Source organism: Frigidibacter albus, from assembly GCF_009908165.1.
GTDB classification, from domain to species: domain Bacteria; phylum Pseudomonadota; class Alphaproteobacteria; order Rhodobacterales; family Rhodobacteraceae; genus Frigidibacter; species Frigidibacter albus.
On sequence record NZ_JAAAUC010000004.1, the window covers coordinates 186,788 to 210,568 of the forward strand.

At 67.6% G+C, this 23,781-nt stretch carries 23 protein-coding genes; 9 read left to right on the forward strand and 14 right to left on the reverse strand.

Features of this window, described 5'->3' with window-relative positions:
* Window positions 1-9: 9 nt before the first annotated feature.
* From GVY41_RS07835 to GVY41_RS07845, 3 genes are read right to left on the reverse strand one after another with little or no spacing between them, the layout of a single operon-like run.
* On the reverse strand, window positions 10-1,053 hold the full coding sequence (locus GVY41_RS07835; RefSeq protein WP_161345240.1) for a branched-chain amino acid ABC transporter permease: 1,044 nt from the start codon (window positions 1,051-1,053) through the stop codon (window positions 10-12).
* Entirely contained in the window at window positions 1,054-1,935 is an 882-nt protein-coding gene (locus GVY41_RS07840) for a branched-chain amino acid ABC transporter permease (RefSeq protein ID WP_161345238.1), read from the reverse strand.
* On the reverse strand, window positions 1,932-2,768 hold the full coding sequence (locus tag GVY41_RS07845; protein ID WP_161345236.1) for an ABC transporter ATP-binding protein: 837 nt from the start codon (window positions 2,766-2,768) through the stop codon (window positions 1,932-1,934). Before GVY41_RS07845 ends, GVY41_RS07840 begins: the two co-directional genes overlap by 4 nt.
* 577 nt (window positions 2,769-3,345) lie before the next feature.
* Between GVY41_RS07845 and GVY41_RS07850 the strand changes: the two genes are divergently transcribed.
* From GVY41_RS07850 to GVY41_RS07865, 4 genes are all read left to right on the forward strand, one after another.
* Window positions 3,346-5,478: a GumC family protein gene (locus GVY41_RS07850; protein ID WP_161345234.1), complete on the forward strand. Its 2,133-nt coding sequence runs from the start codon at window positions 3,346-3,348 to the stop codon at window positions 5,476-5,478.
* Between the two features lie 134 nt (window positions 5,479-5,612).
* The gene (locus GVY41_RS07855; RefSeq protein ID WP_161345232.1) at window positions 5,613-6,986 is read left to right on the forward strand and encodes a phosphohexomutase domain-containing protein; all 1,374 of its coding nucleotides are present in this window, start codon (window positions 5,613-5,615) and stop codon (window positions 6,984-6,986) included.
* A 23-nt stretch (window positions 6,987-7,009) separates the two neighbouring features.
* Window positions 7,010-8,044 (forward strand): NAD-dependent epimerase/dehydratase family protein, encoded by a 1,035-nt coding sequence (locus GVY41_RS07860; RefSeq protein ID WP_161345230.1) that lies wholly within the window; start codon window positions 7,010-7,012, stop codon window positions 8,042-8,044.
* A gap of 112 nt (window positions 8,045-8,156) precedes the next feature.
* A complete protein-coding gene (locus GVY41_RS07865; protein ID WP_161345228.1) occupies window positions 8,157-9,200 on the forward strand; it encodes a cytochrome-c peroxidase in 1,044 nt (347 codons plus the stop codon).
* A 63-nt stretch (window positions 9,201-9,263) separates the two neighbouring features.
* On the opposite strand, the gene GVY41_RS07870 is transcribed toward GVY41_RS07865, so the two are convergent.
* On the reverse strand, window positions 9,264-9,992 hold the full coding sequence (locus GVY41_RS07870; RefSeq protein WP_161345226.1) for a phosphotransferase enzyme family protein: 729 nt from the start codon (window positions 9,990-9,992) through the stop codon (window positions 9,264-9,266).
* Window positions 9,989-11,173: an NAD(P)/FAD-dependent oxidoreductase gene (locus GVY41_RS07875; protein WP_161345224.1), complete on the reverse strand. Its 1,185-nt coding sequence runs from the start codon at window positions 11,171-11,173 to the stop codon at window positions 9,989-9,991. Before GVY41_RS07875 ends, GVY41_RS07870 begins: the two co-directional genes overlap by 4 nt.
* 253 nt (window positions 11,174-11,426) lie before the next feature.
* Here GVY41_RS07875 and GVY41_RS07880 point away from each other — a divergent pair, with 253 nt between their 5' ends.
* Window positions 11,427-12,218 (forward strand): helix-turn-helix transcriptional regulator, encoded by a 792-nt coding sequence (locus tag GVY41_RS07880; protein WP_161345222.1) that lies wholly within the window; start codon window positions 11,427-11,429, stop codon window positions 12,216-12,218.
* Between the two features lie 7 nt (window positions 12,219-12,225).
* Here GVY41_RS07880 and thyX read toward each other — a convergent pair whose 3' ends face one another.
* Window positions 12,226-13,131, reverse strand: coding sequence for an FAD-dependent thymidylate synthase (gene thyX, locus GVY41_RS07885; protein WP_161345220.1), 906 nt, complete (start codon window positions 13,129-13,131; stop codon window positions 12,226-12,228).
* 178 nt (window positions 13,132-13,309) lie between these two features.
* On the opposite strand from thyX, the gene GVY41_RS07890 reads away from it, so the two are divergent.
* Window positions 13,310-13,738, forward strand: a complete 429-nt coding sequence (locus GVY41_RS07890; RefSeq protein ID WP_161345218.1) for a VOC family protein — start codon at window positions 13,310-13,312, stop codon at window positions 13,736-13,738.
* Window positions 13,739-14,210: 472 nt separating this feature from the next.
* On the opposite strand, the gene GVY41_RS07895 is transcribed toward GVY41_RS07890, so the two are convergent.
* From GVY41_RS07895 to GVY41_RS07905, 3 genes are all read right to left on the reverse strand, one after another.
* On the reverse strand, window positions 14,211-14,714 hold the full coding sequence (locus GVY41_RS07895; RefSeq protein ID WP_161345544.1) for a MarR family winged helix-turn-helix transcriptional regulator: 504 nt from the start codon (window positions 14,712-14,714) through the stop codon (window positions 14,211-14,213).
* Between the two features lie 91 nt (window positions 14,715-14,805).
* Entirely contained in the window at window positions 14,806-15,081 is a 276-nt protein-coding gene (locus GVY41_RS07900) for an FAD assembly factor SdhE (protein WP_161345216.1), read from the reverse strand.
* Window positions 15,078-15,500: a helix-turn-helix domain-containing protein gene (locus GVY41_RS07905; RefSeq protein ID WP_229725991.1), complete on the reverse strand. Its 423-nt coding sequence runs from the start codon at window positions 15,498-15,500 to the stop codon at window positions 15,078-15,080. Before GVY41_RS07905 ends, GVY41_RS07900 begins: the two co-directional genes overlap by 4 nt.
* 82 nt (window positions 15,501-15,582) lie before the next feature.
* On the opposite strand from GVY41_RS07905, the gene GVY41_RS07910 reads away from it, so the two are divergent.
* Together GVY41_RS07910 and GVY41_RS07915 are read left to right on the forward strand one after the other, a co-directional pair.
* A complete protein-coding gene (locus GVY41_RS07910) occupies window positions 15,583-16,785 on the forward strand; it encodes a pyridoxal phosphate-dependent aminotransferase (protein WP_161345214.1) in 1,203 nt (400 codons plus the stop codon).
* Between the two features lie 22 nt (window positions 16,786-16,807).
* Entirely contained in the window at window positions 16,808-17,233 is a 426-nt protein-coding gene (locus GVY41_RS07915) for a hypothetical protein (RefSeq protein ID WP_161345212.1), read from the forward strand.
* Between the two features lie 2 nt (window positions 17,234-17,235).
* Here the strand turns inward: GVY41_RS07915 and GVY41_RS07920 are convergent, their stop codons facing one another.
* From GVY41_RS07920 to ppk2, 5 genes are all read right to left on the reverse strand, one after another.
* A complete protein-coding gene (locus GVY41_RS07920) occupies window positions 17,236-18,591 on the reverse strand; it encodes an MATE family efflux transporter (RefSeq protein ID WP_161345210.1) in 1,356 nt (451 codons plus the stop codon).
* Between the two features lie 243 nt (window positions 18,592-18,834).
* The gene (locus tag GVY41_RS07925) at window positions 18,835-19,905 is read right to left on the reverse strand and encodes a nickel/cobalt transporter (RefSeq protein ID WP_161345208.1); all 1,071 of its coding nucleotides are present in this window, start codon (window positions 19,903-19,905) and stop codon (window positions 18,835-18,837) included.
* Window positions 19,893-20,555 carry a DUF1007 family protein gene (locus tag GVY41_RS07930; protein ID WP_161345206.1) on the reverse strand — a complete coding sequence of 221 codons (663 nt, stop codon included), beginning with the start codon at window positions 20,553-20,555 and terminating at the stop codon, window positions 19,893-19,895. The genes GVY41_RS07925 and GVY41_RS07930 overlap by 13 nt, the downstream gene beginning before the upstream one ends.
* A gap of 391 nt (window positions 20,556-20,946) precedes the next feature.
* Entirely contained in the window at window positions 20,947-21,552 is a 606-nt protein-coding gene (locus GVY41_RS07935) for an SAM-dependent methyltransferase (RefSeq protein ID WP_161345204.1), read from the reverse strand.
* Window positions 21,553-21,626: 74 nt separating this feature from the next.
* Window positions 21,627-22,715, reverse strand: a complete 1,089-nt coding sequence (ppk2, locus tag GVY41_RS07940) for a polyphosphate kinase 2 (RefSeq protein ID WP_161345202.1) — start codon at window positions 22,713-22,715, stop codon at window positions 21,627-21,629.
* 153 nt (window positions 22,716-22,868) lie between these two features.
* Here ppk2 and GVY41_RS07945 point away from each other — a divergent pair, with 153 nt between their 5' ends.
* Complete coding sequence (locus GVY41_RS07945; protein WP_161345200.1) at window positions 22,869-23,534, forward strand: glutathione S-transferase family protein; 666 nt, start codon at window positions 22,869-22,871, stop codon at window positions 23,532-23,534.
* The last annotated feature ends 247 nt before the right edge of the window (window positions 23,535-23,781 follow it).

The following is a 23,781-nucleotide window of genomic DNA, read 5'->3' on the forward strand; positions in this document are numbered from 1 at the left end:
CGTGTCGTGTCAGGTTCGGAACGGCCAGAGCCGGAAATAACGCCGGACCCTCGCCACGATCTCGGCGATGCCCTGCGGCTCGAACACCAGAAAGCCGACGATCATCGCGCCAAACACCACGGTGCGCAGCGGCGAGAGCAGCGTGCCGGCACCCGGCACCCAGGGGCTGACCCATTCCACCACGAAGCGCAGCATCTCGGGGGCCAGCGTCATGAAGATCGCGCCGATGATACCGCCAAGGATGGTGCCCATGCCGCCGACGATGATCGCGGCCAGCAGGAAGATCGAGGCGAGCAGCGGGAAGCTTTCGGGCGTGACCACCCGGAAGAAATAGGCCCAGAGCCCGCCGGAGACGCCGGCATAGAACGAGGCGATGCCAAAGCTCATCAGCTTGTAGCGCAAGAGCGGGATCCCCAGCACCTCGGCCGAGATGTCGCGGTCACGCACGGCGATGAAGGCGCGGCCGATGCGGGTGCGGAACAGGTTCGCCGCCCCCAGCACCATCAGCGCCGTCACCGGCAGGATCACCCAGTAGAGCCGGAAATAGGTGACCAGCTCGACCCCGAAGAAGGTGGCGGGCGGCACATTGATGCCGCTGGCCCCGCCGGTGACGGGCACCCAGTGGACGAAGACGAAATGCAGGATGAACGAGGCCGCGATGGTGGCGATGGCGAGGTAGAGCCCCTTGACCCGCAGGCTGGGGATGCCGACCAGCACGCCCACGGCGGCGGCAACCCCGCCCGCAGCGGTAAGGTTCACCAGCATCGGCGTTCCCAGCTCACGCTCCAGCCAGGCGACGGTATAGGCGCCGACGGCCATGAACGCCGCCTGCCCGAGGCTGACAAGCCCGGTATAGCCGGTCAGGATGTTCAGCCCGGTCGCCGCGCCGACATTGATCATCGCCAGGCAGACGAGGTACAGCCAATAGGCATCCAGCACGAAGGGCAGCGCCAGCAGCGCCGCCAGAAAGATCGCCATCCAGACCCGCTGCGGCTGGGTCGTCAGCAGGGCCGCATCGGCGCGGTAGGTTTCCTTGGCGGTGCCGATGATCATCTACAGCCTCTCGATCTCATGGGTGCCGAACAGGCCATAGGGCCGGACCATCAGCGCCACGATCAGCAGCCCGAAGGTGACGACGCTTTGATACTCGCCGCCCAGATAGGTTCCGGCCCAGGACTGGATCAGCCCCAGCGCCAGCCCGCCGATCAGCGCGCCAAGGATGGAATCGAGCCCGCCGACGATCACCACCACCAGCGCCGACAGCCCGAACACCCCCATCGAGGGCGAGATGCCGCCAATGGCGCCCAGCAGCACCCCCGCCCCCGCGGCGATGCCGCAGCCGACCGTCCAGGCCGCCGAGAAGACACCGGGCACGTTGATGCCGCATGAATAGGCCGCCGCCTGATCGGTGGCGGTGGCGCGCAGGGCGACGCCGCCGCGCCAGTAGCGGAACAGCAGCATGAAGGCCGCCATCACCGCCCCTGCCACGAGGAACGCCACCAGGATCTTGCGCGACACATAAGCCTCGCCCAGGAACACCGGCGTGTTGGCGATGAAGGGTGGCAGGCTGCGCGGATCGGTGCCCCAGATCAGCTCCACCAGCCCGATCAGCACGGATCCGAGGCCAACCGTGACCATGAACACCGAAATCGGGCTTTCCCCCAGCATCGGCCGGATCAGCCCCCGCTCCACCACCGCGCCGGTCAGCGCGCCGCCCGCCACTGCCAGCGGCAGCGCCAGCCACACGGACAGGCCCATCCCCGCCCCGAAGGCGAAGAACAGGTAGCTGCCCAGCATCAGGATCTCGCCCACCGCAAGATTGATGACCCGAGTCGCCTTGTAGATCAGCACGAAGGCCAGCGCGGTCAGCGACAACAGCGCGCCAGAGCCGAGGCCGGCCAGCGACACTTCCAGCAAGAACAGCAAGTCGGTCATGCGCCTGCTCCCGCCTCGGCCGCCAGCCGCCGCATCAAGGCCGCCGGATCGCCGCTGCCCAGATAGGCCTCGGCCACATGCGGATCGGCCTGCACCTCGGCCGGCAGGCCATCGGCGATCACCTGGCCGAAGTTCAGCACCGTCACCCGGTCGGAAATATCCATCACCAGCCCCATGTCATGCTCGACCATCAGGATCGTGACCCCCCATTCTTCCTTCACGTCGAGGATGAAGCGGGCCATGTCCTCGGTTTCCTCGCGGTTCATGCCGGCCACGGGTTCGTCCAGCATCAGCACCCGCGGCTGCATCGCCAGCGCCCGCGCCAGCTCCACCCGCTTTTGCAGGCCATAGGACAGCACCGAAACCGGCTTGTGGCGGATATGGTCGATCTCGAGGAAGTCGATGATCCGCTCCTCGACTTCCGCCCGCAGGGCCTCCTCCTCGCGCGCGGCGGGGCCGGCATAGATCAGCGCCTGCAAAAGATTCGTGCGCATGTGCGAGTGGCGGCCCAGCTTGATGTTGTCGAGCACCGACATGCCGCGGAACAGCGCGATGTTCTGGAACGACCGCGCCAGCCCCAGCTTGGCCCGCGCCGGGGGCCGCAGCCGGCTGATATCCTGCCCGTCGAGCCGGATCACACCCTGCGAAGGCCGGTAGAAGCCCGAGATGCAGTTGAACATCGAGGTCTTGCCGGCGCCGTTCGGGCCGATCAGCGCGTGGATCGACCCGGCCTCGGCGCGGAACGACACATGCCCGAGCGCCTTCAGCCCGCCAAAGGCCAGCGTCAGCCCCTCGACGCTCAGCGTGGCGGCTGTCGATTCGGCCGCGGTCATGCGCGGTCGCCCGGGTACGTGATCTTGGCGTTCATCCCACTCCCTCCCCGGAGCAGCCAAAGCCGCGGAGATCGGGCCCTCGGCTCTGGTGTGTCACCGGACCGGGGATCAATCGCGCAGGCTTCGTCCATTTGTCAGACAATGAAGCCGATGCCGAGCCCCGCCGTCAAGCACGGCGTGCAGCGCAATCGGGAAAATGAAACTGCGGCGGGATCGGGCGCGCGCAGAACCTCGCGAAGGGCGGGGCAACCGCCGCACATCCAGGAAATTGCTGCAACTGCAAAGAGATCGCGCAAGGTGCGCCCGCCGGCCCGATACGGCGCCAACACCGGCCCGGCAGCCCCGGGAAGGCACCTTGGAGCCCCGCGCAGCGGCGTTGCGCCGCGCTGTGGAGCGACAGCCGTCAGACCGTTGGCGGAAAGCCACCGCCGGGTTGCTGCACTGCAACATCGCGCTTTGCGAAGCTGGAAAACTCGGTTATCCCTAGGCGCGTGTAGGTTAAGAGTGATTGAGCGCGTCCCAAGTTCGGCACCAATGCTTCTGGGGGCCATCGCAGCCACGTCAACGAGGGGCCAAAATGCTTCACAATCCCGCGCAGGTTCAGCAACCTTCGCCGCAGGTCGTCACGGACGACACCATCGATCTTGCCGGCGTCGTCTCGACCCTTTGGCGCGGCAAGCTCTGGATCGCTCTTTGCGCCATGATCACGGTGCTGATCGGGGGCTATTACGCCTATGTGGTTGCAGTTCCGACCTACCAATCCACATCGGTCGTGATCCTTGACACCCGTGAAGAGCAGGTCTCCGGGCTCGAGGGCGTGCTGGGGGGACTGGGCGGCGACAGCTCGGTCATCACCACAGAGGTGGAAGTGCTCCGCGCGCGCTCGCTGATGCGCAAGGTCGTGCTGGAGCTTGATCTGCCCTCTGACCCCGAGTTCAATTCCTCCTTGCGCGAGCCGGGCGTCATGGCGCGCCTCAAGGGCGCGGTGACCTCGCTTCTCCCCAGATCCGAGCCTGCACCGCTGGATCCCGAACTTGCAGACAGAAGCCGCCTCGACAGCGTTGTTTCGGCCTTGCTGGAGCGGACCACGATCAGGAACGTTGCTGAAAGCTACGTGTTCCAGATCACGGTCCAGACCGAGAACCCGGTCAAATCCGCGCGGATCGCCGATACCATCGCCGAGCTTTACATTCTCGAGCAGCTGCAGGTGAAGTTCGATGCGACCGAGCAGGCGACGGACTGGCTGTCGGAGCGGGTCATCGAACTGCAGGTCTCGCTTGAAGCGTCGGAAGCCCGCTTGCAGGACTTCCGCGCCTCCACCCAGCTGATCGACGAACAGACCCTGCTCGCGCTCGACCGGCAGGCAAAGGATCTGCGCGACCGAATCTCGGCCTCTGAATCGCAGACTGCGGCCTTGCAGCAGCGCGCCGACGACCTGGGTGCCGCCACGACCCCCACAGCGAGAGCCGAAGTCTCCGAGGACCCGGTGCTGATCCGGTTGCTGGAGGAAGGCCGGGGCACGCTGTCGCCAGCCGATGCCCGCAGCTTCGATCTGCGGTTCGAACAGATCCTGGCCCGCGCCGAGCTTGAAGCGACCCGTGCGGCGGATCAGCTTGCCTCGCTCCGCGCCGGCCTGATCGAATTCGAGGGCCAGATCGAGCGTCAGTCCGCCGACCTGATCACCTTGCAGCAGTTCACCCGCGAGGCGGAATCGAGCCGGCTGATCTACGAATATTTCCTGAACCGGATGAAGGAAACCTCGGTCCAGCAGGGGATCCAGCAGGCCGACAGCCGGGTGCTGTCCGATGCGGTGATCCCGAACGCGCCGTCTGCTCCCCGCAAATCGTTGATCCTCGCGATGTCGGGTATCCTCGGGCTGATGTTGGGCACCGGCATCGTGCTGCTGCGCGAGGCGGGCCAGAACACCTTCCGCAGCGCGCGTGAACTGGAAGATCTGACCGGCCGCACCGTGATGGGCCAGATCCCGCAGATCCCGTCCCGCTCGCGCAGCGACGCGATCAGCTATCTTTTCGCCAAGCCGACCTCCTCTGCCGCCGAGGCGGTACGAAACCTGCGAACCTCGGTGCTGCTGTCCAACCTCGACAGCCAGCCGCAGGTGATCATCAGCACCTCGGCGATCCCCGGCGAAGGCAAGACCACTACCTCGCTGGCGCTGGCGCAGAACCTGACGCAGATGGGCAAGAAGGTGCTGCTGGTCGAAGGCGACATCCGCCGGCGGGTCTTCGGGCAGTATTTCAAGTTCGATCAGGAGCTGGGGCTGCTGGCGGTGCTGTCCGGTGAAAAGCGTCTGGACGAAGTGATCAACCATGACGAGCGCATCGGCGACGTGCTGATCGGCGAGGCAACCAAGGCGAACGCCGCCGACGTGTTCTCGTCCGACAGCTTCGCCAGCTTTGTTACCGACATGCGTGCGATCTATGACTTCATCATCATCGACACGCCGCCGGTGCTGGTCGTTCCCGATGTGCGGATCATCGGCCAGCACGCCGACGCGATCATCTTCGTCGTCAAATGGGACTCGACCTCGAAATCCCAGGTCTCCGAGGCGTTGCGGCTGTTCGAAACCGCAAGCCTGCGGGTTTCGGGTCTGGTGCTGACCCAGATCGACGCAGCCGGGATGCGGCGCTACGGATATGGGGACAACTACGGTGCCTACGCCTCTTACGGGAAGAAGTATTACAACGATTGATCCGGCACCCACCCGCAGGCCGGCCGGAAACGGCGACCCGCGGGCAGGTTCGGCCCGAGCCGGCGGGGGATTTTCCGGGTGCGCAGATGCGCGATCATCACTGTAAAACCCCCTCTGACCTGCCGGGAAATTCCATGTCCGACCTGACCTGCTTCAAGGCCTATGACGTTCGCGGCCGCCTTGGCATCGACCTTGACGAGAACATCGCCCGCCGCATCGGCCGCGCCTTTGCCGAGGTGCTGGGGGCCCGCCGCGTGGTGGTGGGCCGCGATTGCCGCGCCTCTTCCCAAAGCCTCTGCACCGCTCTGGTTGAAGGGCTGATGGCGGCAGGTGTCGAGGTTCTGGACCTCGGCCTTGCCGGCACCGAAGAGATGTATTTCGCCACCACGCGTTTCGATGCCGATGGCGGGATCGAGGTCACCGCCTCGCACAACCCGATGGACTATAACGGCATGAAGCTGGTCGGCCGCGGATCGGCGCCGCTGGACCCGAAGGGCGCGCTGGCGGCGATCAAGGCGCTGGCGGAATCCGAAGACTTCGCCGAGCCGAAATCCGGCGGCAGTGTCGCCCCCGCTGAAGGCGCCCGCGAAGCCTATGTCGAACGGGTGCTGTCCTTCGTCGATATCGCCGCGCTGCGCCCGCTGAAGATCCTGGTGAACGCCGGCAATGGCACCGCCGGCCCCACCTTCGACGCCATCGCCGAGGCGCTGGTTGCCCGCGGCGCGCCGCTGACCTTCCTGCGCCTGCACCACACCCCCGATGGCAGCTTCCCGAACGGCATCCCCAACCCGCTGCTGCCCGAAAACCAGCCGGTCACTGCAGACGCCGTCCGCGCTGCCGGGGCCGACATGGGCGTGGCCTGGGACGGCGATTTCGACCGCTGCTTCTTCTTCGATGCCAAGGGCGACTTCATCGCCGGAGAATATATCGTTGGCCTGCTGGCGGCGATCTTCCTCGACAAGACCCCCGGTGCCGCCATCGTCCACGATCCGCGCGTCGTGCTGAACACCCGCGCCGTCATTGCCGAGGCGGGGGGCCGCGCCGTGCAGGCCCGCACCGGCCATGCCTTCCTGAAACAGGCGCTGCGCGACACCGGCGCCGTCTACGGCGGCGAGATGTCGGCGCATCACTACTTCCGCGACTTCGTCTATTGCGACAGCGGCATGATCCCCTGGCTGCTGATCGCCGAGCTGATGGCCCGCCGCGGCGTCCCGCTGGCGGAACTGGTCGAGGCGCGCCGCGCCGCCTACCCCTCCTCTGGCGAGATCAACTTCCACATCGCCGATCCCAAGGCCGCCATCGCCGCCATCGTCACAGCCTTCGAGCCGGACGCGACCCTGCGCGACGACATGGACGGCGTCAGCCTTGAATTTCCGGACTGGCGTTTCAACCTGCGCTCGTCCAATACCGAGCCGGTGGTGCGGCTGAACGTCGAGGCGTCGGGCAATGCCGCGCTGCTCGCGGAAAAGACCGCGACCCTGACCAAGATGCTGCAGGACCACGCCTGACCCTGTCCACCCCGGAGCCGATGATGACCGAACCCAGCACCGCCCCCCGCACCGCTCTTGTCACGGGGGCGGCCGGCTTCATCGGCTATCACCTCTGCCGGCGGCTGCTGGAGGATGGGTTCCGCGTCATCGGGCTCGACAGCCTGAACGACTATTACGACGTGGCGCTGAAGGACCGGCGCCGCGCGATGCTGATGCAATCCGACGGCTTCAGCTTCGTCCATGCCAAGATCGAGGAGCCCGGCCTGCTGATGGGCCTGATGGCGGATGAGCGCCCCGATGTGGTCGTCCACCTCGCCGCCCAGGCCGGGGTGCGTTACTCCATCGACCAGCCCCGCGCCTATCTGGAGGCGAACCTGATCGGCGCCTTCGAGCTGCTGGAGGCCGCCCGCGCCTACCCGCCGCAACATATGCTGATGGCCTCGACCAGCTCGGTCTATGGCGCGAATACCGAAATGCCCTATGCGGAAACCGCCAAGGCCGACAGCCAGATGTCGTTCTATGCGGCCACCAAGAAGGCCAACGAGGCGATGGCGCACAGCTACGCGCATCTCTACGGCCTGCCGATCACCATGTTCCGGTTCTTCACCGTCTATGGCCCCTGGGGCCGCCCCGACATGGCGCTGTTCAAGTTCACCAAGGCGATTCTCGAAGGCGCGCCGATCGACGTGTTCAACCACGGCGACATGCAGCGCGACTTCACCTATGTCGAGGATCTGGTCCACGGCATCCGCCTGCTGATCGACGCCGCCCCCGTCCGCCCCGAAAGCGCCGAGTCGATTGCGCCGGGGGACAGCCTGTCGGCCGTGGCGCCGTGGCGCGTGGTCAATATCGGCAACTCCGAGCCCGTGCAGTTGATGGATTTCATCCGCGCCATCGAGACGGCGACGGGCCGCAGCGCCACGCTGAACATGATGCCGATGCAGGCCGGCGACGTGCCCGCGACCTGGGCAGATGGCGCCCTGTTGCAGGCGCTGACCGGCTACAGCCCGCGAACCGCGGTGCCCGAAGGGGTGGCCCGCTTTGTCGCCTGGTATCGGGACTACTTCCAGGCCTGACTATCTGCGGCAGACTGGCGCAATCGGTGCGCTTCGTGATCCAGATCAATTTATCGTCAGGAGTTTGTCTTAGAATAGTTCCACGTTCTGAATGAACCGGAGGGACTACCTTATGAGACGATATTTCACGTCGACCGCAGCGGTGCTGGCCCTGCTCGCCGCCCCTGCCCTGGCCGACGATTCCGCCCTGCGTGACCAAGCCAAGGATATGTTCGAGGTCATCCCGCTCAGCGGGGCCGACATCGACACCATCGTGATGACCCGCGACCGGATCGACCTTGGCGCGATGCTGTTCTTCGATCCGCGGATCTCCAGCTCGGGCATCTTCTCGTGCCAGTCGTGCCACAATGTCGGCATCGGCGGTGTGGACGGGCTCGAAACCTCGATCGGCCACGGCTGGCAGAAGGGTCCGCGCAACTCGCCGACCGTGTTCAATGCCGTGTTCAACATCGCCCAGTTCTGGGATGGCCGCGCGCCCGACCTTGCCGCACAGGCCAAGGGGCCGGTGCAGGCCGGGGTGGAGATGAACAACACCCCCGAAATGGTGACCTCGACCCTCAAGTCGATGGACGGCTATGTGACCGCCTTCGCCGCCGCCTTCCCGGGCGAGGCCGACCCGATCACCTTCGACAACTTCGCGCGCGCCATCGAAAGCTTCGAGGCGACGCTGATCACCCCCAACGCCCGTTTCGACCAGTGGCTGATGGGCGCTGACGGCGCGCTGAACGAGCAGGAAAAGCGCGGCCTCGCCGCGTTCATGGATCAGGGCTGTTCGTCCTGCCATGCCGGCGTGAACTTCGGCGGGCAGGAATACTACCCCTTCGGCCTGATCGAACGCCCCGGCGGCGACGTGCTGCCCGAAGGTGACCGCGGCCGCTTTGCGGTGACCGAGACAGCGGATGACGACTATGTCTTCCGCGCCGCGCCGCTGCGCAACATCGCCATCACCGCCCCCTACTTCCACTCGGGCGTGGTCTGGGATCTGCGCGAGGCCGTGCAGATCATGGGCACCTCGCAGCTTGGTGCCGATCTGAATGACACCGATGTCGATGACATCGTGGCCTTCCTCGGCACCCTGACCGGCGAGCAGCCCGAGGTCGTGCACCCGATCCTGCCGGTGCGCACCGGCGACACGCCGAAGCCCGACCACATGTAATCCTGTCCCGGATTGCAGTCACAGGGGGGCGCGGGACACCGCGCCCCTTCCTGCGTCCGGGGATCAGCCTGCCAGGAAGCCCCCTGCCAGACCGGCCGCCCGCTCCGGCTCCAGTTGCCAGCAGCAGGCAATTTCCCAGGCCAGCAACGCCCGGCGCATCGGCGGCGGCAGGTCAGCGCCGCAGGGGCCGGTGTCGAACGGCACCGCATCCACCCGGGCCTCGTCCCAGTCCAGCAGCACCGGGCGGCCATCCGCGTCCCACAGCAGGTTGCCGGGGCCGAGGTCGCCGTGGATACCGGCCCGCGGCAGCCCCCGCAGCGCGCCCCAGGCCGCGCGGCAGGCCTCTGCCAGCGGCGCCGGCATCGCCCGCAGGTCCACATCGCCGCCCGCCTCCGCGCCGCCTGCAAGGTCCAGCGCACTGGCAAAGCCCGGCCGCTGCGGCATCGCCGCCGAGAGGCGGTGCAGCACCTCGATGCGCCCCGCGATCCTTGTCAGGTCGGCCGGCGCGAAGGGCCGGCCCTCAAGGAAAGGCTCGCAAGTCCACCCCGCCTCGATCAGCCGTCCCTGCCGCGAGGCGATCAGCCGCGGCACCGCAAAGCCCGCCGCCTCGGCCGCATCCATCATCCCGCCCAGCCAGAGCAGCGCCGCCTCGCTGCGCCGCGTGCTCTTGATCACCAGACCCGGCCCCCGCCCCCGCGTGCGCCAGGCGGCATTGCGATGCCCGCCGGTCAACCGCTCCAGCGGCGCGGTGAGGCCCCAGAGCGCAAGCACGCTGTCAGGCGGAGGGGTCACACGATCGCCTGTTCCAGGAAGGGCCGGCCCTCCAGCACCCGCTCGACCCCCAAGGGCGACAGATCGAGGCTTTGATACGCTCCCGTCAGCAGCAGTTCGGCAATGCCGCGGCCGACGGCGGGGGCCTGTTGCAGCCCGTGACCGGAAAAGCCGTTCATCAGGTAGAAGTTCGCCAGATGCGGATGCAGCCCAAGAATGGCGTTCTGGTCCAGGGTGTTATAGGCATAGTGCCCGGCCCAGAGCCGCGTGACCTTCGCCTCGTCGAAGCCCGGCACCCGGTTCCAGATCTTCTCCCAGATCAGATCCTCGAACTGGCCGGCATCGGGCTCAAAATCATCCGCCGCGCAAGGGCCATCCTCGGTCGGCACGGTCGCGGTCAGCCACTGGCTGTGCTCGGGGCGCATCCAGTAGCCGGCGGGGTCGATGACCATGGGGGCTTCGGGGTGGCGGGCATTGGGGGCGTCGACGACGAAAACCGTGCGTTTCCGGGGCTCTACGGGCAGATCTTCGCCCAACATCTTAAGAACGGAAGCCGCCCCCGTTCCCGCTGCGCAGATGAAGCTTGCCGCCTCGACCCGCCCGCCCTTTTCCAACGTTGCCGCAACCACGCGCCCGTCCACCCGTTCCAGCCCGGTCACCCGGTCACGGACGAACTGCGCGCCCTGCGCCCGCGCCGCCGCCCGGAAGCCGGCCAGCAGGCCCATATTGTCGAACCACCCCTCCAGCCGCGGGCCGTAGCTGGCCGCCGACAGGCCGGCGGTCTCGATCCACGGAAACCGCGCCGCGATCTCGGCCGGCGACAGCACCTGCGTCTCGGCCCCGAGGCCGCGCTGCATCGCCGCCAGATCCTCCATCAGCGCCGCGCCTGCCTCTGTCTCGGCCAGGAACAGGTAGCCGTTCTCCTTGAGCCCCAGCGAGGGCACGCCGACGTCCTGCCCCAGCGAGCCCTGAAAATCCCTCAGAAACTCCACCCCGAAGCGGCTGATCTGCACGTTGACCGGGTTGCTGAACTGTTGGCGGATCGACGCCGCCGACAGCGCGGTCGAAGACCGGGCATAGCTGGGGTCCATTTCGACCACGCTCACCCGCAGCCCCGGCTGCATCCGGGTCAGCCAGAAGGCGACCGAGGCCCCCATCACCGCGCCGCCGATGACCAGAACATCCGTTCCCTGCACGTCCATGCTTTGCCCCTTAGCCGATTCTGATCCTACCTACCGCGCGGTGATCGCAGGGAAAAGTGGCCTCACCATCGCTTTGGCGGCGAAAAGCGACGGCGCTCTCGACAGGGCCGAACCCGCGTGGCAGATTTGGCCGGGGACCAACGCATATGAAGACGACGATTGCCCGGGCTGTCTGCCCGCCGAAGATATCGATGCCATGTCAGGGCCGGGTGACCCGGGCCGAGAGCCGGTTTGCGCCGCGGGCAGGTGCCGAATGATCGATCATCTGGAACGGCTGATGCAGGCCGGCACCATCGAGGAGGTCTGGGCGCTGCACGCGGCGCGCATGGCAGGGTTCGGCTTTGACCGGCTGCTGTATGGCTTCACCCGGTTCCGCACCCACAAATCCTTTGGCAGCAAGGACGATCTGCTGGTTCTGTCGAACTACAACCCGGACTATCTGCGCGACTATATCGAAGGCGGGCTTTACATGCATGCGCCGATGGTCGGCTGGGCCGCCGAGAACGAAGGCGCCTGTTCCTGGCGGATGATCGAGGAGCGCTCGCGCAACGGCGCCATGACCGAGGCCGAGCGGCAGGTGCGCGACCTGAACCAGCGCCACCGGATCGAAGCCGGTTATTCGATCAGCTTCCGCGATGCCTCGGTCCGGGCCAAGGGCGCCATCGCGCTCTGCGCGCGCGAGGGGCTGCGGCAGGGCGAAGTCGACGAGGTCTGGGCACGGCACGGGCGCGAGCTGCTGGTCTTGAACAACATCACCCATCTGCGCATCACCGCGATGCCCTTCGCCACCTCGCGCCGGGCGCTGAGCCTGCGCCAGCGCGAGGCGCTGGAATGGGTCGGCGATGGCAAGACCACCGCCGATATCGCGCAGATCATGGGGCTGGCGCCGGCGACGGTGGAAAAGCACCTGCGGCTGGCGCGCGAGGCGCTGGACGTGGACACCACCGCGCAGGCGGTGCTGAAGGCGGCATTCCAGAATCAGATCTTTGTGGTCAGCCCACAAACGCGGCCCGAGGCACGGCCAGAGGCGCGCGCCCGGGCCTGAAGGCGGCTCAGCCCCACTCCGCCACAAACTCGCGCCACTCGCCCTTGCTCATCCCCGAGCTTTCCTGCGTCACCACCTCGCCGGCCAGCCGGCGCCTCAGCGCCTCTGCGCCCTTGCCGCTGAGCTGCACGGCGCCGAGTCGGTAATCCTCGAAGGCACCATAGGCCAACGGCACCCAATCCTTGACGATCTCGCACATCGCCTCGGCATAGACACGGATCTCATACTGCGCATGGGCATCGGCGCGCAGGCGCAGGAAGTGGAAGAGGTTGTGCAGGTCGATCTTCCAGTACCATTGCGTGTAGATATTGGCGGGCAGGTTCATCCGCGCCAGTTCACGCGCAAGGCCCTGCTGGCCGTCCTGGCTGAGCATGCCCTCGTAATGGTCATAGCTGCGCATCGCATCCTCGCGCAGCAGATCGAGCACGCGGGCGGCCTCTGCCCCCTCCAGCACCGCGCCGCGGCCCTGGTTGTTGACGGTGGATTGCGCCGCCAGCTGGTCCGGCGCCGGGATGTAGAACTCCCGGTCGAGGATCGAGTAGCGGGCGGAGTATTCGTTGACGTTGGCGGTGCGGTGGCGGATCCACTGGCGCGCCACGAAGACCGGCAGCTTGACGTGGAATTTCACCTCGCACATCTCGAACGGGGTCGAATGCCAGTGCCGCATCAGGTAGCGGATCAGCCCTTCATCGTTCGAGACCGACTTGGTGCCGCGGCCATAGCTGACACGGGCGGCCTGGGTGATGGCGCCGTCGTCACCCATGTAGTCGATGACGCGGACGAGACCGTGATCGAGCACCGGATGCGCTGTGTAGAGATGCGCCTCCATCCCCGGGGCGGTGGCGCGCAGGGTTTGGCGGGGTTCGGAGCGGGCCTCCTCGATCTCGGCCAGTTGTTCCGGGGTCAGCGGCATCGGTCCCTCCTGCGGCATGATTCCGGCGCTACTCTATATGGGTGGGGCCTTGGGGTGAACGGCTATATGCGGAGGTGGGCGGCGGGGAAATGCCGCATCGCGTGCGTTGCCCCTCGCCCCTGCCGCGCAGGGCGCTAGACTGGTCTTTGGCCAACGCGCCGCGAACAGGAGAAATTTCATGCAGATCCGCTATCTTCACACCATGGTCCGGGTGCTGGACCTTGACGCCTCGATCGCCTTTTTCCGCCTGCTGGGGCTGGAGGAAACCCGCCGCATCGAGAGCGAGAAGGGCCGCTTCACGCTGGTGTTCCTGGCGCCTCCGGGCCAGGCCGAGTGCCCGGTGGAGCTGACGTTCAACTGGGACGGGGATGACGGGCTCCCGTCGGACAGCCGGCATTTCGGGCATCTGGCCTATGCGGTGGAGAATATCTACGACACCTGCGCGCATCTGCAGGCCAATGGCGTGGTGATCAACCGCCCGCCGCGCGACGGGCATATGGCCTTCGTGCGCAGCCCCGACAATGTGTCGATCGAGCTGCTGCAGATGGGCGATGCGCTGGCGCCGGCCGAGCCCTGGGCGAGCATGGGCAATACCGGGCATTGGTGAAGGCCCTTGCGGGCTGCCGGGCGGCCCGTGGCTGACGAAGGCGGGGGGCCGTCTGCCCCCCGGCGCCCGTGCCGGGCGCTCCCCCCGAGGATATTTTGACCAGAACGAAGCGGAGGATGCGGTGCGGCAGGGTCAGGGCGCGCCATTCCTACCCCGAGGGCTTGGCGGCGCCGCTGTGCTATGTGCGCCTCCATGCCGCCGCGGAGCCGTGAAGCGGAAACGCCCGGCGCAGCGGCGGCTTGGCTATGTTGCAAGGGGATCGAAGACGACCTCTGAACCCGGCGCAGAGCCGATCCGCGAGAAGGCGGGCGGGCGCGGGCTCTTTTCGGCGCGGGCAAGCTGTGACCGCGCGGGCGCCGAGACGCCAGACCCGGCACAGGGAAGGCACAGGGCCGCATCGGGCCCCGAGGTGCCGGACCGACGCCAGCGGGGTCGGGCGGTCAGGCGGGCGGGCGCCCGTCCCCGCCGCCCTTCAGTAGATATAGCGGATCTGGTCGGTCCAGTAGCGTTCGAGCCGGCGCAGGGAGGTGTTGACGAGGTCGATGCCGTCGAGGCCGATGACGCCCTTGGCCTCCATCCCCTCGGCATGGCGGGCGAAGAGGGCGGCGACGACACTGCGCACCTCGCGGCCCTTGGGGGTCAGCTTCACGCGGACGGAGCGGCGGTCGATCTCGCAGCGCTGGTGGTGCATGAAGCCGGCCTCCACCAGTTTCTTCAGGTTGTAGCTGACATTCGAGCCCTGGTAGTAGCCGCGGGATTTCAGCTCGCCCGCCGTCACCTCGTTCTCGCCGATGTTGAACAGCAAGAGCGCCTGCACCGCGTTGATTTCCAGCTGGCCCAGCCGTTCGAATTCATCCTTGATCACGTCGAGGAGCAGCCGGTGCAGCCGTTCGACCAGCGCGAGGCTGTCGAGATAGCCGAGATGGAAGCCCCTTTTTGCCGTGTCCTGCACCGCAAGTTGCCCTGCCACATGCATCGTCATGCGCGTCTCCGCCAGTTGCCCGTCCCGGAAGGGAGACTGGCGGGGAAAGGCAAAATTCCGGTTAACGGCAATGAGGCCGTCGGCGCTAGCTGGCGGGCGACAGGCGGGTGCGGGCAAAGGCGCCGATCTCGTCCAGAAGCGCGGACAGATGCGCGGGGGGCACCGCATGGCCGGTGATCCAGGGGTAAAGGTCCTGGTCATTCTCTTCCAGCAGCACGTCGTAGAGGTCCAGCGCCTCGGGCGACATGCCCGCCAACCGCGCATCGGCCCAGGGGCCGAGGATCAGGTCCATCTCCTTGGTGCCGCGCCGCCAGCTGCGCATCCGCATCCGCTTCAGCCGGGCCTCTGCCGTTTCGGTCATTCCGTCATCTCCTGCTGTGCCGCGCTGCCGGTTGCGGCGCGCAGGCGTTGTTCGAGTTGCCCCATCCGGCCCGCGATCTGGCCGAGATCCGCCTGCAGCTGGCGCATCTCGGCCAGAAGCGGCGCCAGCTCATTGCGCTGTGCGTCGGGGCCTTCGGGCCCGTCGCCCTGCCCCGTCAGCAGCCAGGGGATCGACACGCCCAGCATCCCCGACAGCATCTGCAGCTTGTTGCCGCGCGGGTCGGACATGTCATCCTCCCAGGCGGCCACCGTCTTCAGCTTCACCCCCAGCCGCGCCGACAGCTGTTCGCGCGTCATCCCCGCCGCCTCGCGCGCGCCGGTGACGCGGTCGCCGAAAGTGGCGGTTTCGTCGCTGAACCAGCCGGCGGTTGCGCCCTCGTCCATCGGATTGTCGCTCATCGCTTTGTCCTTTGGTCCTTGATCGGTCATCGGCAGCAGCCTAAGACATGGCCCCGGCAGATACAAACCGGAGTTCCCCCGCATGGCCTTCCTCTCCGACACCCTTTCGCGCGTCAAACCCTCGCCGACCATCGCCGTCACGCAAAAAGCGGCCGAGCTGAAGGCCGCGGGCAAGGACGTGATCGGCCTTGGCGCCGGCGAGCCCGATTTCGACACGCCGCAGAACATCAAGGACGCGGCGAAGGCGGCGATCGATGCCGGCAAGACCAAATACACCGCCGTGGACGGGATCCCCGAGCTGAAGAAGGCGATCTGCGCCAAGTTCAAGCGCGAGAACGGGCTGGACTATACGCCCGCGCAGGTGACGGTCGGCACCGGCGGCAAGCAGGTGCTGTACAACGCGCTGGTGGCGACGCTGAACGCGGGGGATGAGGTCATCATCCCCGCGCCCTATTGGGTCAGCTACCCCGATATGGTGCTGCTGGCGGGCGGAACGCCTGTCTTCGTCGAAGGCCCGATGCAGACCGGCTACAAGATCACCGGCGAGCAGCTGGAGGCGGCGATCACGCCGAAGACCAAATGGTTCATCTTCAACTCGCCGTCGAACCCCTCGGGCGCAGGCTACAGCCGGGCCGAGCTGAAGGAGCTGACCGATGTGCTGATGCGCCACCCGCATGTCTGGGTGATGACCGACGACATGTATGAGCATCTGGTGTTCGGCGATTTCGAGTTCTGCACCCCCGCGCAGGTGGAGCCCGGGCTTTATGACCGCACGCTGACCTGCAATGGCGTCAGCAAGGCCTATGCGATGACCGGCTGGCGGATCGGCTATGCGGCCGGGCCGGAAATGCTGATCAAGGCCATCGGCAAGGTGCAGTCGCAATCGACCTCGAACCCCTGTTCCATCAGCCAATGGGCGGCGGTCGAGGCGCTGAACGGCTCACAGGACTACATCGCGGAAAGCTGTGCCGCGTTCGAGCGGCGGCGCAATCTGGTGGTGGGGATGCTGAACGAGGCGGAGGGCATCCGCTGCCCGATGCCGGAGGGGGCGTTCTACGTCTACCCGTCCATCGCCGGCTGCATCGGCAAGACCAGCGCCGCGGGCACCGCGATCACCGATGACGAGGTGTTCGCCACGGCGCTGCTGGAGGAAACCGGCGTTGCGGTGGTGTTCGGCGCGGCCTTTGGCCTGTCGCCCAACTTCCGCATCAGCTACGCTACCTCGGACGAGGCCCTGACCGAGGCCTGCCGCCGCATCCAGGCGTTCTGCGCCGGGTTGACGTGATCGAGAAGCGGAGGCGCAAGGCATGGCAGGCGATTTGCCCGACTATTACTTTCGCATCCGCGAGAATGGCGCGGCGGTGTTTCGGGTCGATACCGAAAACCGCCAGCGCCGGATCGAGATGGACCAGATCGCGCTGGTCAATGTCCGCAACGGCGAGATCAAGGCGCATGGCGAACGCAAGCTGACGCCGGCCGATATGGTCGTGATCCGCGAGTGGCTGGCCAATCGGCAGGCGCTGCTGGCCAGGCGCGACATCGACGACATCCACCGCGCCGTCGATTACCTGAACCTGACGGCGCAATGGGTGCAAGCCAAGGCCAGCGATGAGCAGCTGGAGAATGTGACCGACCCGCTGCTGCTGGCGATGCATGACCTGCGCACCGTGCTGGTGCGCAAGAAGGCAGAGCGGATCATGAAGGGCCAGCCGGCGGAAGACACCGGCGAGTAGCCTCAGACCCGCCGCGCACGCCCCGACCAGAAGCGCGCCATCAGCAGCGCCGAGGCGAGCGCAAGGCCCACCACCAGCCCCAGCCAGACCCCCGCCGGGCCCATCCCCAGCGGGAAGGCCAGCACATAGCTGGCCGGGATGCCGACGACCCAGTAGCTGAACACCGCCAGCGTCATCGGCACGCCGGTATCCTGCACCCCGCGCAAGATGCCAAGCGCCATGCATTGCAGCGCGTCGAACAGCTGGAACAGCGCCGCGACCGCCAGCAGCATGGTGCCGACCACCACGATCGCGCCCGAGGCCGGGTTCTTCATGTCGAGGAAGGCCGCGATGATCAGCCCCGGCGCCAGCAGGAACAGCGCCACCACGGCAAGGCCGAAGCCCATCGACATCGCGATCGCGGTCAGCGCCGCATCGCGCATCCCCTGCGCGTCGCGCATCCCGTGCGCCCGGCCGACGCGCACCGTCGCGGCATTCGACAGGCCCAGATGCACCATGAAGGCCAGCGCCGCCGCCTCCATGGCGATGCCGTGCGAGGCCAGCTCTATGGTGCCGATCCAGCCCATCATCACCGCGGCGGCGTTGAAGAGGCTGCCTTCGGCGAGGCTGGTCAGGCCCACTGGCAGCCCGGTGCGGAACACCTGCCGGAACGCCTGCCAGTCGGGGCGCCAGATGCGCTGGAACAGGTGGAAGCGCCGCAGCGCCGGGTGCCAGGCGGCATAGCCGGCAAGCACCGCCAGCGAAAGCAGTTGCGAGGCAAGGCTGGCGGCGGCGGCGCCTCGCACGCCCAGTTCCGGCGCGCCCCAGTTGCCGAAGATCAGCGCCCAGTTCATGAAGCCGTTCAGCACCGCGGCGCCAAGCGTGGCCCAAAGGACGACCGCCGTCCGCTCCAGCGCGGCAAGATAGCTTTTGAGCACCATCACCAGCAGGGCCGGCACCATGCCGAGCCCGGCGATGCGCAGGTAATCCTGTGCCAGCTGCGCCACCACCGGGTCCTGGCCAAGGCCGCGCAGCAGCGCGCCCGACCACCACATCAGCGGCGCGACGGCGAGGCCGAACAGCAGCGACAGCCAGAGGCCCATGCGCACGTCGCGGCGCACCTGTGCCTCGTCGCCGCGGCCAAGCGCGGCGGCGACCATGCCCATGACGGCAATGGCAAAGCCCGAGCCGAGGATGAAGACGATGAAGAACAGCGAGGCGCCAAGCACCACCGCTGCCAGCGCCTCGACCCCGTACCAGCCCAGCATCACCGTATCGGTGACATGCAGCGCCATCTGCGCCAGATGGCTGCCGATCAGCGGCAGGCCGAGGACAAGGAGGGCCTTGGCGTGGGCGGGATATGTCAGGCGCGCGGTCATGGCCGGTGGCTTACCGTGGAAGCCGAGGGAAGGTCCAGATGCGATCAGTCGGCGTATTGGCCTGGGCTGCCAGCTTGGGCACCCGGATCGGCCACGCGAGGCTTCCTCCTCCCTTGCCCGGAACAAGGCGCCTTGGCGCCGCCGGGCAGCGCCCACCCGGCGGACGGGCCCTGCCCTCTGATGGTGCGAAACGGCTGCGGTCTACATCGTCGCGCGGGCGGTCAATCCCCTCGTTGCCCCCCCCTACAGCGCCGCCAGCGCCAGCCCTCCGGCGATCAGCGCCACCGCGAGCCCCGCCCCCAGCTCCAGCGCCGGGACGGCCAGCGCAAAGCCTCGGGTGCCGGCGAGCGAGGCCAGCGTGCCGGCACGCATCCCGCCCGCCAGCAGCGCCACCCCCACCGTCACCAGCGCGGTGCCAAGGCCCATGACATAGGTACCGACGATCCCGGCCCCGGCGACCCCCATCTGCCAGGTCAGGATCAGCAGGAACAGCGCCCCCGAACAGGGCCGCACCGCGATGCCGGCGATCAGCACGAGGGCGTCGCGCAGCGAGCGGACCTCGGCCACCTGCTCGAGGCTGGGGCCATGGGCGTGGCCGCAGGTCTCGCAGACGGGGGCGTGGGGGTGGAGGGGACCGTGCCCCGAATGCGCAGGGGCGGCGGCGGCCGGAGCGCCGTGGTGCGGGTGATCGTGGTGGGCGTGTTCGTGGTGGCCATGCCCGTGGTGAGCCTGGTCATGGGCAGCGTGCTCATGCCCTGCATGGTCCCGCGCTCCCCACCCCGCCCGTCCCCACCGCCTCAGCCCGCGCGCGCCGCGCAGCACCAGCCAGATCCCCACCGCGGCCACCGCCAGATGCCCCAGCGGCGCCAGCGTGTCATCGGTCAGCCCCACCACCTGCTGGCGGGTCCAGCCGAGCGCCAGCACCCCGGCATAGACCAGCGCCACCGCCGTCGTCGCCTGCGCGAGGCTGGAGGCAAGCGCGATCACCACCAGGCGCCGCACCGGCACCGCGGCCGCGAGGCCATAGCCTCCGATCAGCATCTTGCCATGCCCAGGCCCCGCGGCGTGGAACACCCCGTAGCCAAAGGCCACGCCCATCAGCGCCCAGAACGCCCCCGCCTCGCCGCCCTTCAGCGCGCGCAGGCCCCCCGCCATCTCGTTCTGCGCCCAACGCTGGCCGGCGGTGGCCGCCCGCGCCATGGCGTCGAAGCCGTCCAAGGCCCAAAGCGCCGCCAGCGCCAGCACGACCGCCAGCACCACGGCGGCCAAAGCCAGCCTCGTGCTCAGTCCCCGCCCCGTCGTCACTTCATGCATGTCAGGCGCACTTCCTCGGCGTAGCTTTCGCCGATCATCAGATAGCCCATCTCCTCCAGCGACTGGTCGGGGGTGTATTCGTCCAGCGCCGCCGCCAGCGCCTTCTGCGCCGCCGACAGGTCCGGTTCGAACACCTGCGCGGTGCAGTCGCTGCGGCCGGTGATGACCGGCGTGCCGATGATAGCATAGGCGGTGTAATAGCCCGGGTCATAGGGTTTGAGCACCAGCGGCCCCGTTGCCGGGTCCACCGGCACCGCCAGCCGCCGGACATGGGTGGAGATCAGGTGGCCGTCCTTCCAGTCCGAGGTCCAGTCCTGCGGGCCGGGCACCAGCGCCAGCCGCTCCTCGCCGCGGTTGACCTGGAAATCGCCGAGGAAATCCGCGCCCCATTCCATGTCGAACCCCTGCAGCGGCTGCATTTCGGCCTCTGACAGCGTACCATCGCCGTCCTTGTCATAGCCGCCATCGGTGACACTCAGCAATGTGGTCAGCTCGTCATAGATCCAGGTGATCCGCACCGCGGCCAGACGGCCGCCGCCATCGAAGATCGCCTCCAGCTCGGTATCGACGAACATGTGAGGATGGGCGGAGGCTGGAGCCGCCAGAGCCAGCAGCGCCGTTGCCGCGAGTGTTGCCCGAGCGATTGTCATCTGAAGCGTCCCTGTCCTGCGCTGCGCCGGGCATAGCAAATCCTGCGGCGGGGTTCCAATCACGGATACAGAAGGGGCGAGCGGCGGAGGCAAGAGATTGGGTTCTCCGGCAATCATCTGCGCCTTCAGAGGGCAGCGCCCGTCCGCCGGGTGGGCGAGCAACGACGATTCTAGGCGCTTTATGGTTCAACATCTCCCACCGAATTTCCAGGCGCAAGCGTTGCAAAGCGTCCGCCCGGGGGGGGTGATGAGCGACAAGAGAAATCCTCCAGTGGAGGATTTCCGCGAAGAACGCCCGGCCCGTGGCCGGGCCGGGAGGCGGGCGCTGCCCGGCGGCGCTAAAGCGCCTTGATTCCGGGCAAAGGAAGTGAGCGGGTTGAGAGCCGCAGGATCAAACCCCCGCCTTCCGCGCCACGAAGTCGATCAGGCCCGAGCGCCCACGATGGCCCGCGCCCTCGGCAAGATCGGCGTCATAATCCGCCGCGTGCAGGATCTCGAACCCCGCAAAGGCCTCGCGCAGCAGGTCCAGCGTCCAGAGGTTCGCCTGCTGCGGCGGCCCGCCGGTGCCGTAGCCCACCTGCCGCGGCGCGTAGCCGTGAAGCAGCAGCAACCCGCCCGGCTTCAGCGCCCGGGCCATGCCCGCAAAGACCTGTGCGCGCAGGGGCGGCGGCGCGAACTGGAAGAACACCCCTAGCACCGCATCGAAGGGCGCCGCGTCCCAGTCCCAGTCGGCAATGTCGGCATGGTGCAGATCGAGGCTGACCCCCCGCTCTGCCGCCAGCCGCCGGGCCTTGGCAAGCCCGGTGCCCGATCCGTCAAAGGCCGTGACCCGGGCGCCCTGCTCGGCCAGGAACACCGCGTTGCGCCCCTCGCCTTCCGCCGCCGACAGCACCCGCTTGCCCGGCGCGATCCGCCAGGCCTGCCGCGCGACGAAGCCCGCGGGGGCGCTGCCGAAGACATATCCGTCCTGCGCGAAACGCGCGTCCCAATCCGCCATGCCCGGCCTCCCCTGCTTCAGGGCAACAGGTGGCGCGCGGGGCGGCCAAGGTCAAGCGCCCACGCGCCAGACCTTCAGCGCGCCGGGGTTGCCGCCCGCGCCCGCTGCTGACTGGGGTGCAGCGCGGCGCCGAGGATATGTTCCGAGGCGTGAATCACGTGGCTGGCACGCCCCACGATCAGCGGATCGGGCGGCGTGGCCACCGAAGGGTCCTTGTCGGGATAGTCGATCGAGGACAGGAAATGCCGCATGCAGTTCACCCGTGCGCGCTTCTTGTCATTCGACTTGACGATCACCCAGGGGCTGTCGGCGGTATCGGTGTAGAAGAACATCGCCTCCTTCGCCTCGGTGTAATCGGCCCACTTATCAAGGCTGGCAAGGTCGATGGGGGAAAGCTTCCAGCGTTTCAGCGGGTCGGTATGGCGCGCGGCAAAGCGCTTGCGCTGTTCCTCGCGCGTGACCGAGAACCAGTATTTGTACAGCTGCACGCCCGAGCGGACCAGCATCCGCTCCAGGTCCGGGGTCTGGCGCATGAATTCGAGATAGTCGGAGGGCGAGCAGAAGCCCATCACCCGCTCCACCCCGGCGCGGTTGTACCAGCTGCGGTCATAGAACACCATTTCGCCGGCGGTCGGCAGCTGCTGGATGTAGCGCTGGAAGAACCATTGGCCCCGCTCCACCTCCGAGGGTTTGTTCAGCGCGACGATGCGTGCGAACCGCGGGTTCAGGTGTTCCATGAACCGCTTGATGGTGCCGCCCTTGCCTGCCGCGTCGCGCCCCTCGAACAGGATCACGAATTTCTGCCCGGTCTCTTGCGCCCAGATCTGGGCCTTGAGCAGTTCGGCCTGCAGCTTCAGCTTTTCCCGCTCATAGGCAGGGGTGGGCATCGGGCGCGGATAGGGGTAGCGGCCGGATTCGAACGCCTCGCGGATGGTGTTGGCATCGACCGTCGGAAACCGGCGCGGCCCCTCGGCCAGGCCCTTGCCGCCTTCGGTGACGACAATGCCGGGCGGGGCCGGATCGGCTGCAGCATCGGTGGCGGGCTGCAAGGCCGCGTCCGGCGGCGCGGCGCTATGGGGCGCGGGCGGGCTTGCCGGGGCGGTGGTGGCGGGATCGGTGGCAGGCGTGGTTGCGGTGGCCGCGGGGGTACGGGGTGCTGTCATCTGGTCGTCTCCCTTCTTGAACTGGCCGATGATGGGCGCCTGTGCAGAGTTTGCCTTGATACGGGTCAAGAAACCGTCACAGTCCGCGCAAGAAGCGCTCCTGGCCTCGGGCCGGCACAGAGGCTTCGCATTGGCAACCGAATGGAGCGACACATGCTCACGATCTATGGCATCTACAAATCGCGCGCGACGCGCAGCTTCTGGCTGATGAACGAGCTGGGGATCGAATTGGGAACCGGGGCGCGGCATGTGCCGGTGGTCCAGAAATACAAGCTCGCCGATCCGCTGGCGGCGGATGCGCCGCTGAATACCGGCTCGCCCGAATTCCTGAAGCTGAACCCCGCCGGCACCATCCCCTGCATGGAGGATGACGGGCTGGTGCTGCACGAATCGCTGGCGATCAACCTCTATCTGGCGCGGAAGGCTGGCGGCCCGCTGGCCCCGTTGGGTCTGGCCGAAGAGGCGCAGATGATGAACTGGGCGCTTTATGCCGCGACCGGGATCGAGGCGGCGGCGCTGGATATCAGCTTCACCTATGCCGAGGGCAAGGAGGGTGATCCGGTGGGCCATGCGGTGGTTGCGGCGGCGGCGGGCAAGCTGCGCCGCCCGTTTGCGGTGCTCGAGGCGCATCTGGCTGCGGAGGGTTTCATGGTCGGGGGCCGCTTCACCGTGGCCGACATCAACACCGCCGAATGCGTGCGCTACGCGCAGGCCCATGCCCCGCTGCTGGCGGAGTTCCCGGCGCTGAAAGGCTGGCTGGAGGCCTGCCAGGCGCGGCCGGCGTTCAAGGCGATGTGGGCGGCGCGCGCGGCGGAGTAGGCTGGAGCAGAGGGCGTTTTCGGATAGACCGCGCCGCTGCTTCGTCCTCTCTGGCGAAGGCCATCGCCTTCGCCACGCGCTGACAGTTCATCTTGCCCCGGACGCGCCCCCAAAGGGCCCGGCCAGCGCCCGCCCCGCCCTTGGCGGGCGCTTCTCGCCCGCCAGGTCGGGCGCTGGCCTCATCCGGTCTCGTGTTGCCATCGGCACCGGGGGAAATGTCCCGCACGGGCGGGGTCGAGGCAGTGCC

Excerpts from the sequence above, each read along its gene's own strand:
- GVY41_RS07835 (WP_161345240.1), bottom strand. The coding sequence starts at position 1,053 with ATGATCATCGGCACCGCCAAGGAAACCTACCGCGCCGATGCGGCCCTG.
- GVY41_RS07840 (WP_161345238.1), bottom strand. The coding sequence starts at position 1,935 with ATGACCGACTTGCTGTTCTTGCTGGAAGTGTCGCTGGCCGGCCTCGGC.
- GVY41_RS07845 (WP_161345236.1), bottom strand. The coding sequence starts at position 2,768 with ATGACCGCGGCCGAATCGACAGCCGCCACGCTGAGCGTCGAGGGGCTG.
- GVY41_RS07850 (WP_161345234.1), top strand. The coding sequence starts at position 3,346 with ATGCTTCACAATCCCGCGCAGGTTCAGCAACCTTCGCCGCAGGTCGTC.
- GVY41_RS07855 (WP_161345232.1), top strand. The coding sequence starts at position 5,613 with ATGTCCGACCTGACCTGCTTCAAGGCCTATGACGTTCGCGGCCGCCTT.
- GVY41_RS07860 (WP_161345230.1), top strand. The coding sequence starts at position 7,010 with ATGACCGAACCCAGCACCGCCCCCCGCACCGCTCTTGTCACGGGGGCG.
- GVY41_RS07865 (WP_161345228.1), top strand. The coding sequence starts at position 8,157 with ATGAGACGATATTTCACGTCGACCGCAGCGGTGCTGGCCCTGCTCGCC.
- GVY41_RS07875 (WP_161345224.1), bottom strand. The coding sequence starts at position 11,173 with ATGGACGTGCAGGGAACGGATGTTCTGGTCATCGGCGGCGCGGTGATG.
- GVY41_RS07880 (WP_161345222.1), top strand. The coding sequence starts at position 11,427 with ATGATCGATCATCTGGAACGGCTGATGCAGGCCGGCACCATCGAGGAG.
- thyX (WP_161345220.1), bottom strand. The coding sequence starts at position 13,131 with ATGCCGCTGACCCCGGAACAACTGGCCGAGATCGAGGAGGCCCGCTCC.
- GVY41_RS07890 (WP_161345218.1), top strand. The coding sequence starts at position 13,310 with ATGCAGATCCGCTATCTTCACACCATGGTCCGGGTGCTGGACCTTGAC.
- GVY41_RS07895 (WP_161345544.1), bottom strand. The coding sequence starts at position 14,714 with ATGCATGTGGCAGGGCAACTTGCGGTGCAGGACACGGCAAAAAGGGGC.
- GVY41_RS07900 (WP_161345216.1), bottom strand. The coding sequence starts at position 15,081 with ATGACCGAAACGGCAGAGGCCCGGCTGAAGCGGATGCGGATGCGCAGC.
- GVY41_RS07905 (WP_229725991.1), bottom strand. The coding sequence starts at position 15,500 with ATGAGCGACAATCCGATGGACGAGGGCGCAACCGCCGGCTGGTTCAGC.
- GVY41_RS07910 (WP_161345214.1), top strand. The coding sequence starts at position 15,583 with ATGGCCTTCCTCTCCGACACCCTTTCGCGCGTCAAACCCTCGCCGACC.
- GVY41_RS07915 (WP_161345212.1), top strand. The coding sequence starts at position 16,808 with ATGGCAGGCGATTTGCCCGACTATTACTTTCGCATCCGCGAGAATGGC.
- GVY41_RS07920 (WP_161345210.1), bottom strand. The coding sequence starts at position 18,591 with ATGACCGCGCGCCTGACATATCCCGCCCACGCCAAGGCCCTCCTTGTC.
- GVY41_RS07925 (WP_161345208.1), bottom strand. The coding sequence starts at position 19,905 with ATGCATGAAGTGACGACGGGGCGGGGACTGAGCACGAGGCTGGCTTTG.
- GVY41_RS07930 (WP_161345206.1), bottom strand. The coding sequence starts at position 20,555 with ATGACAATCGCTCGGGCAACACTCGCGGCAACGGCGCTGCTGGCTCTG.
- GVY41_RS07935 (WP_161345204.1), bottom strand. The coding sequence starts at position 21,552 with ATGGCGGATTGGGACGCGCGTTTCGCGCAGGACGGATATGTCTTCGGC.
- ppk2 (WP_161345202.1), bottom strand. The coding sequence starts at position 22,715 with ATGACAGCACCCCGTACCCCCGCGGCCACCGCAACCACGCCTGCCACC.
- GVY41_RS07945 (WP_161345200.1), top strand. The coding sequence starts at position 22,869 with ATGCTCACGATCTATGGCATCTACAAATCGCGCGCGACGCGCAGCTTC.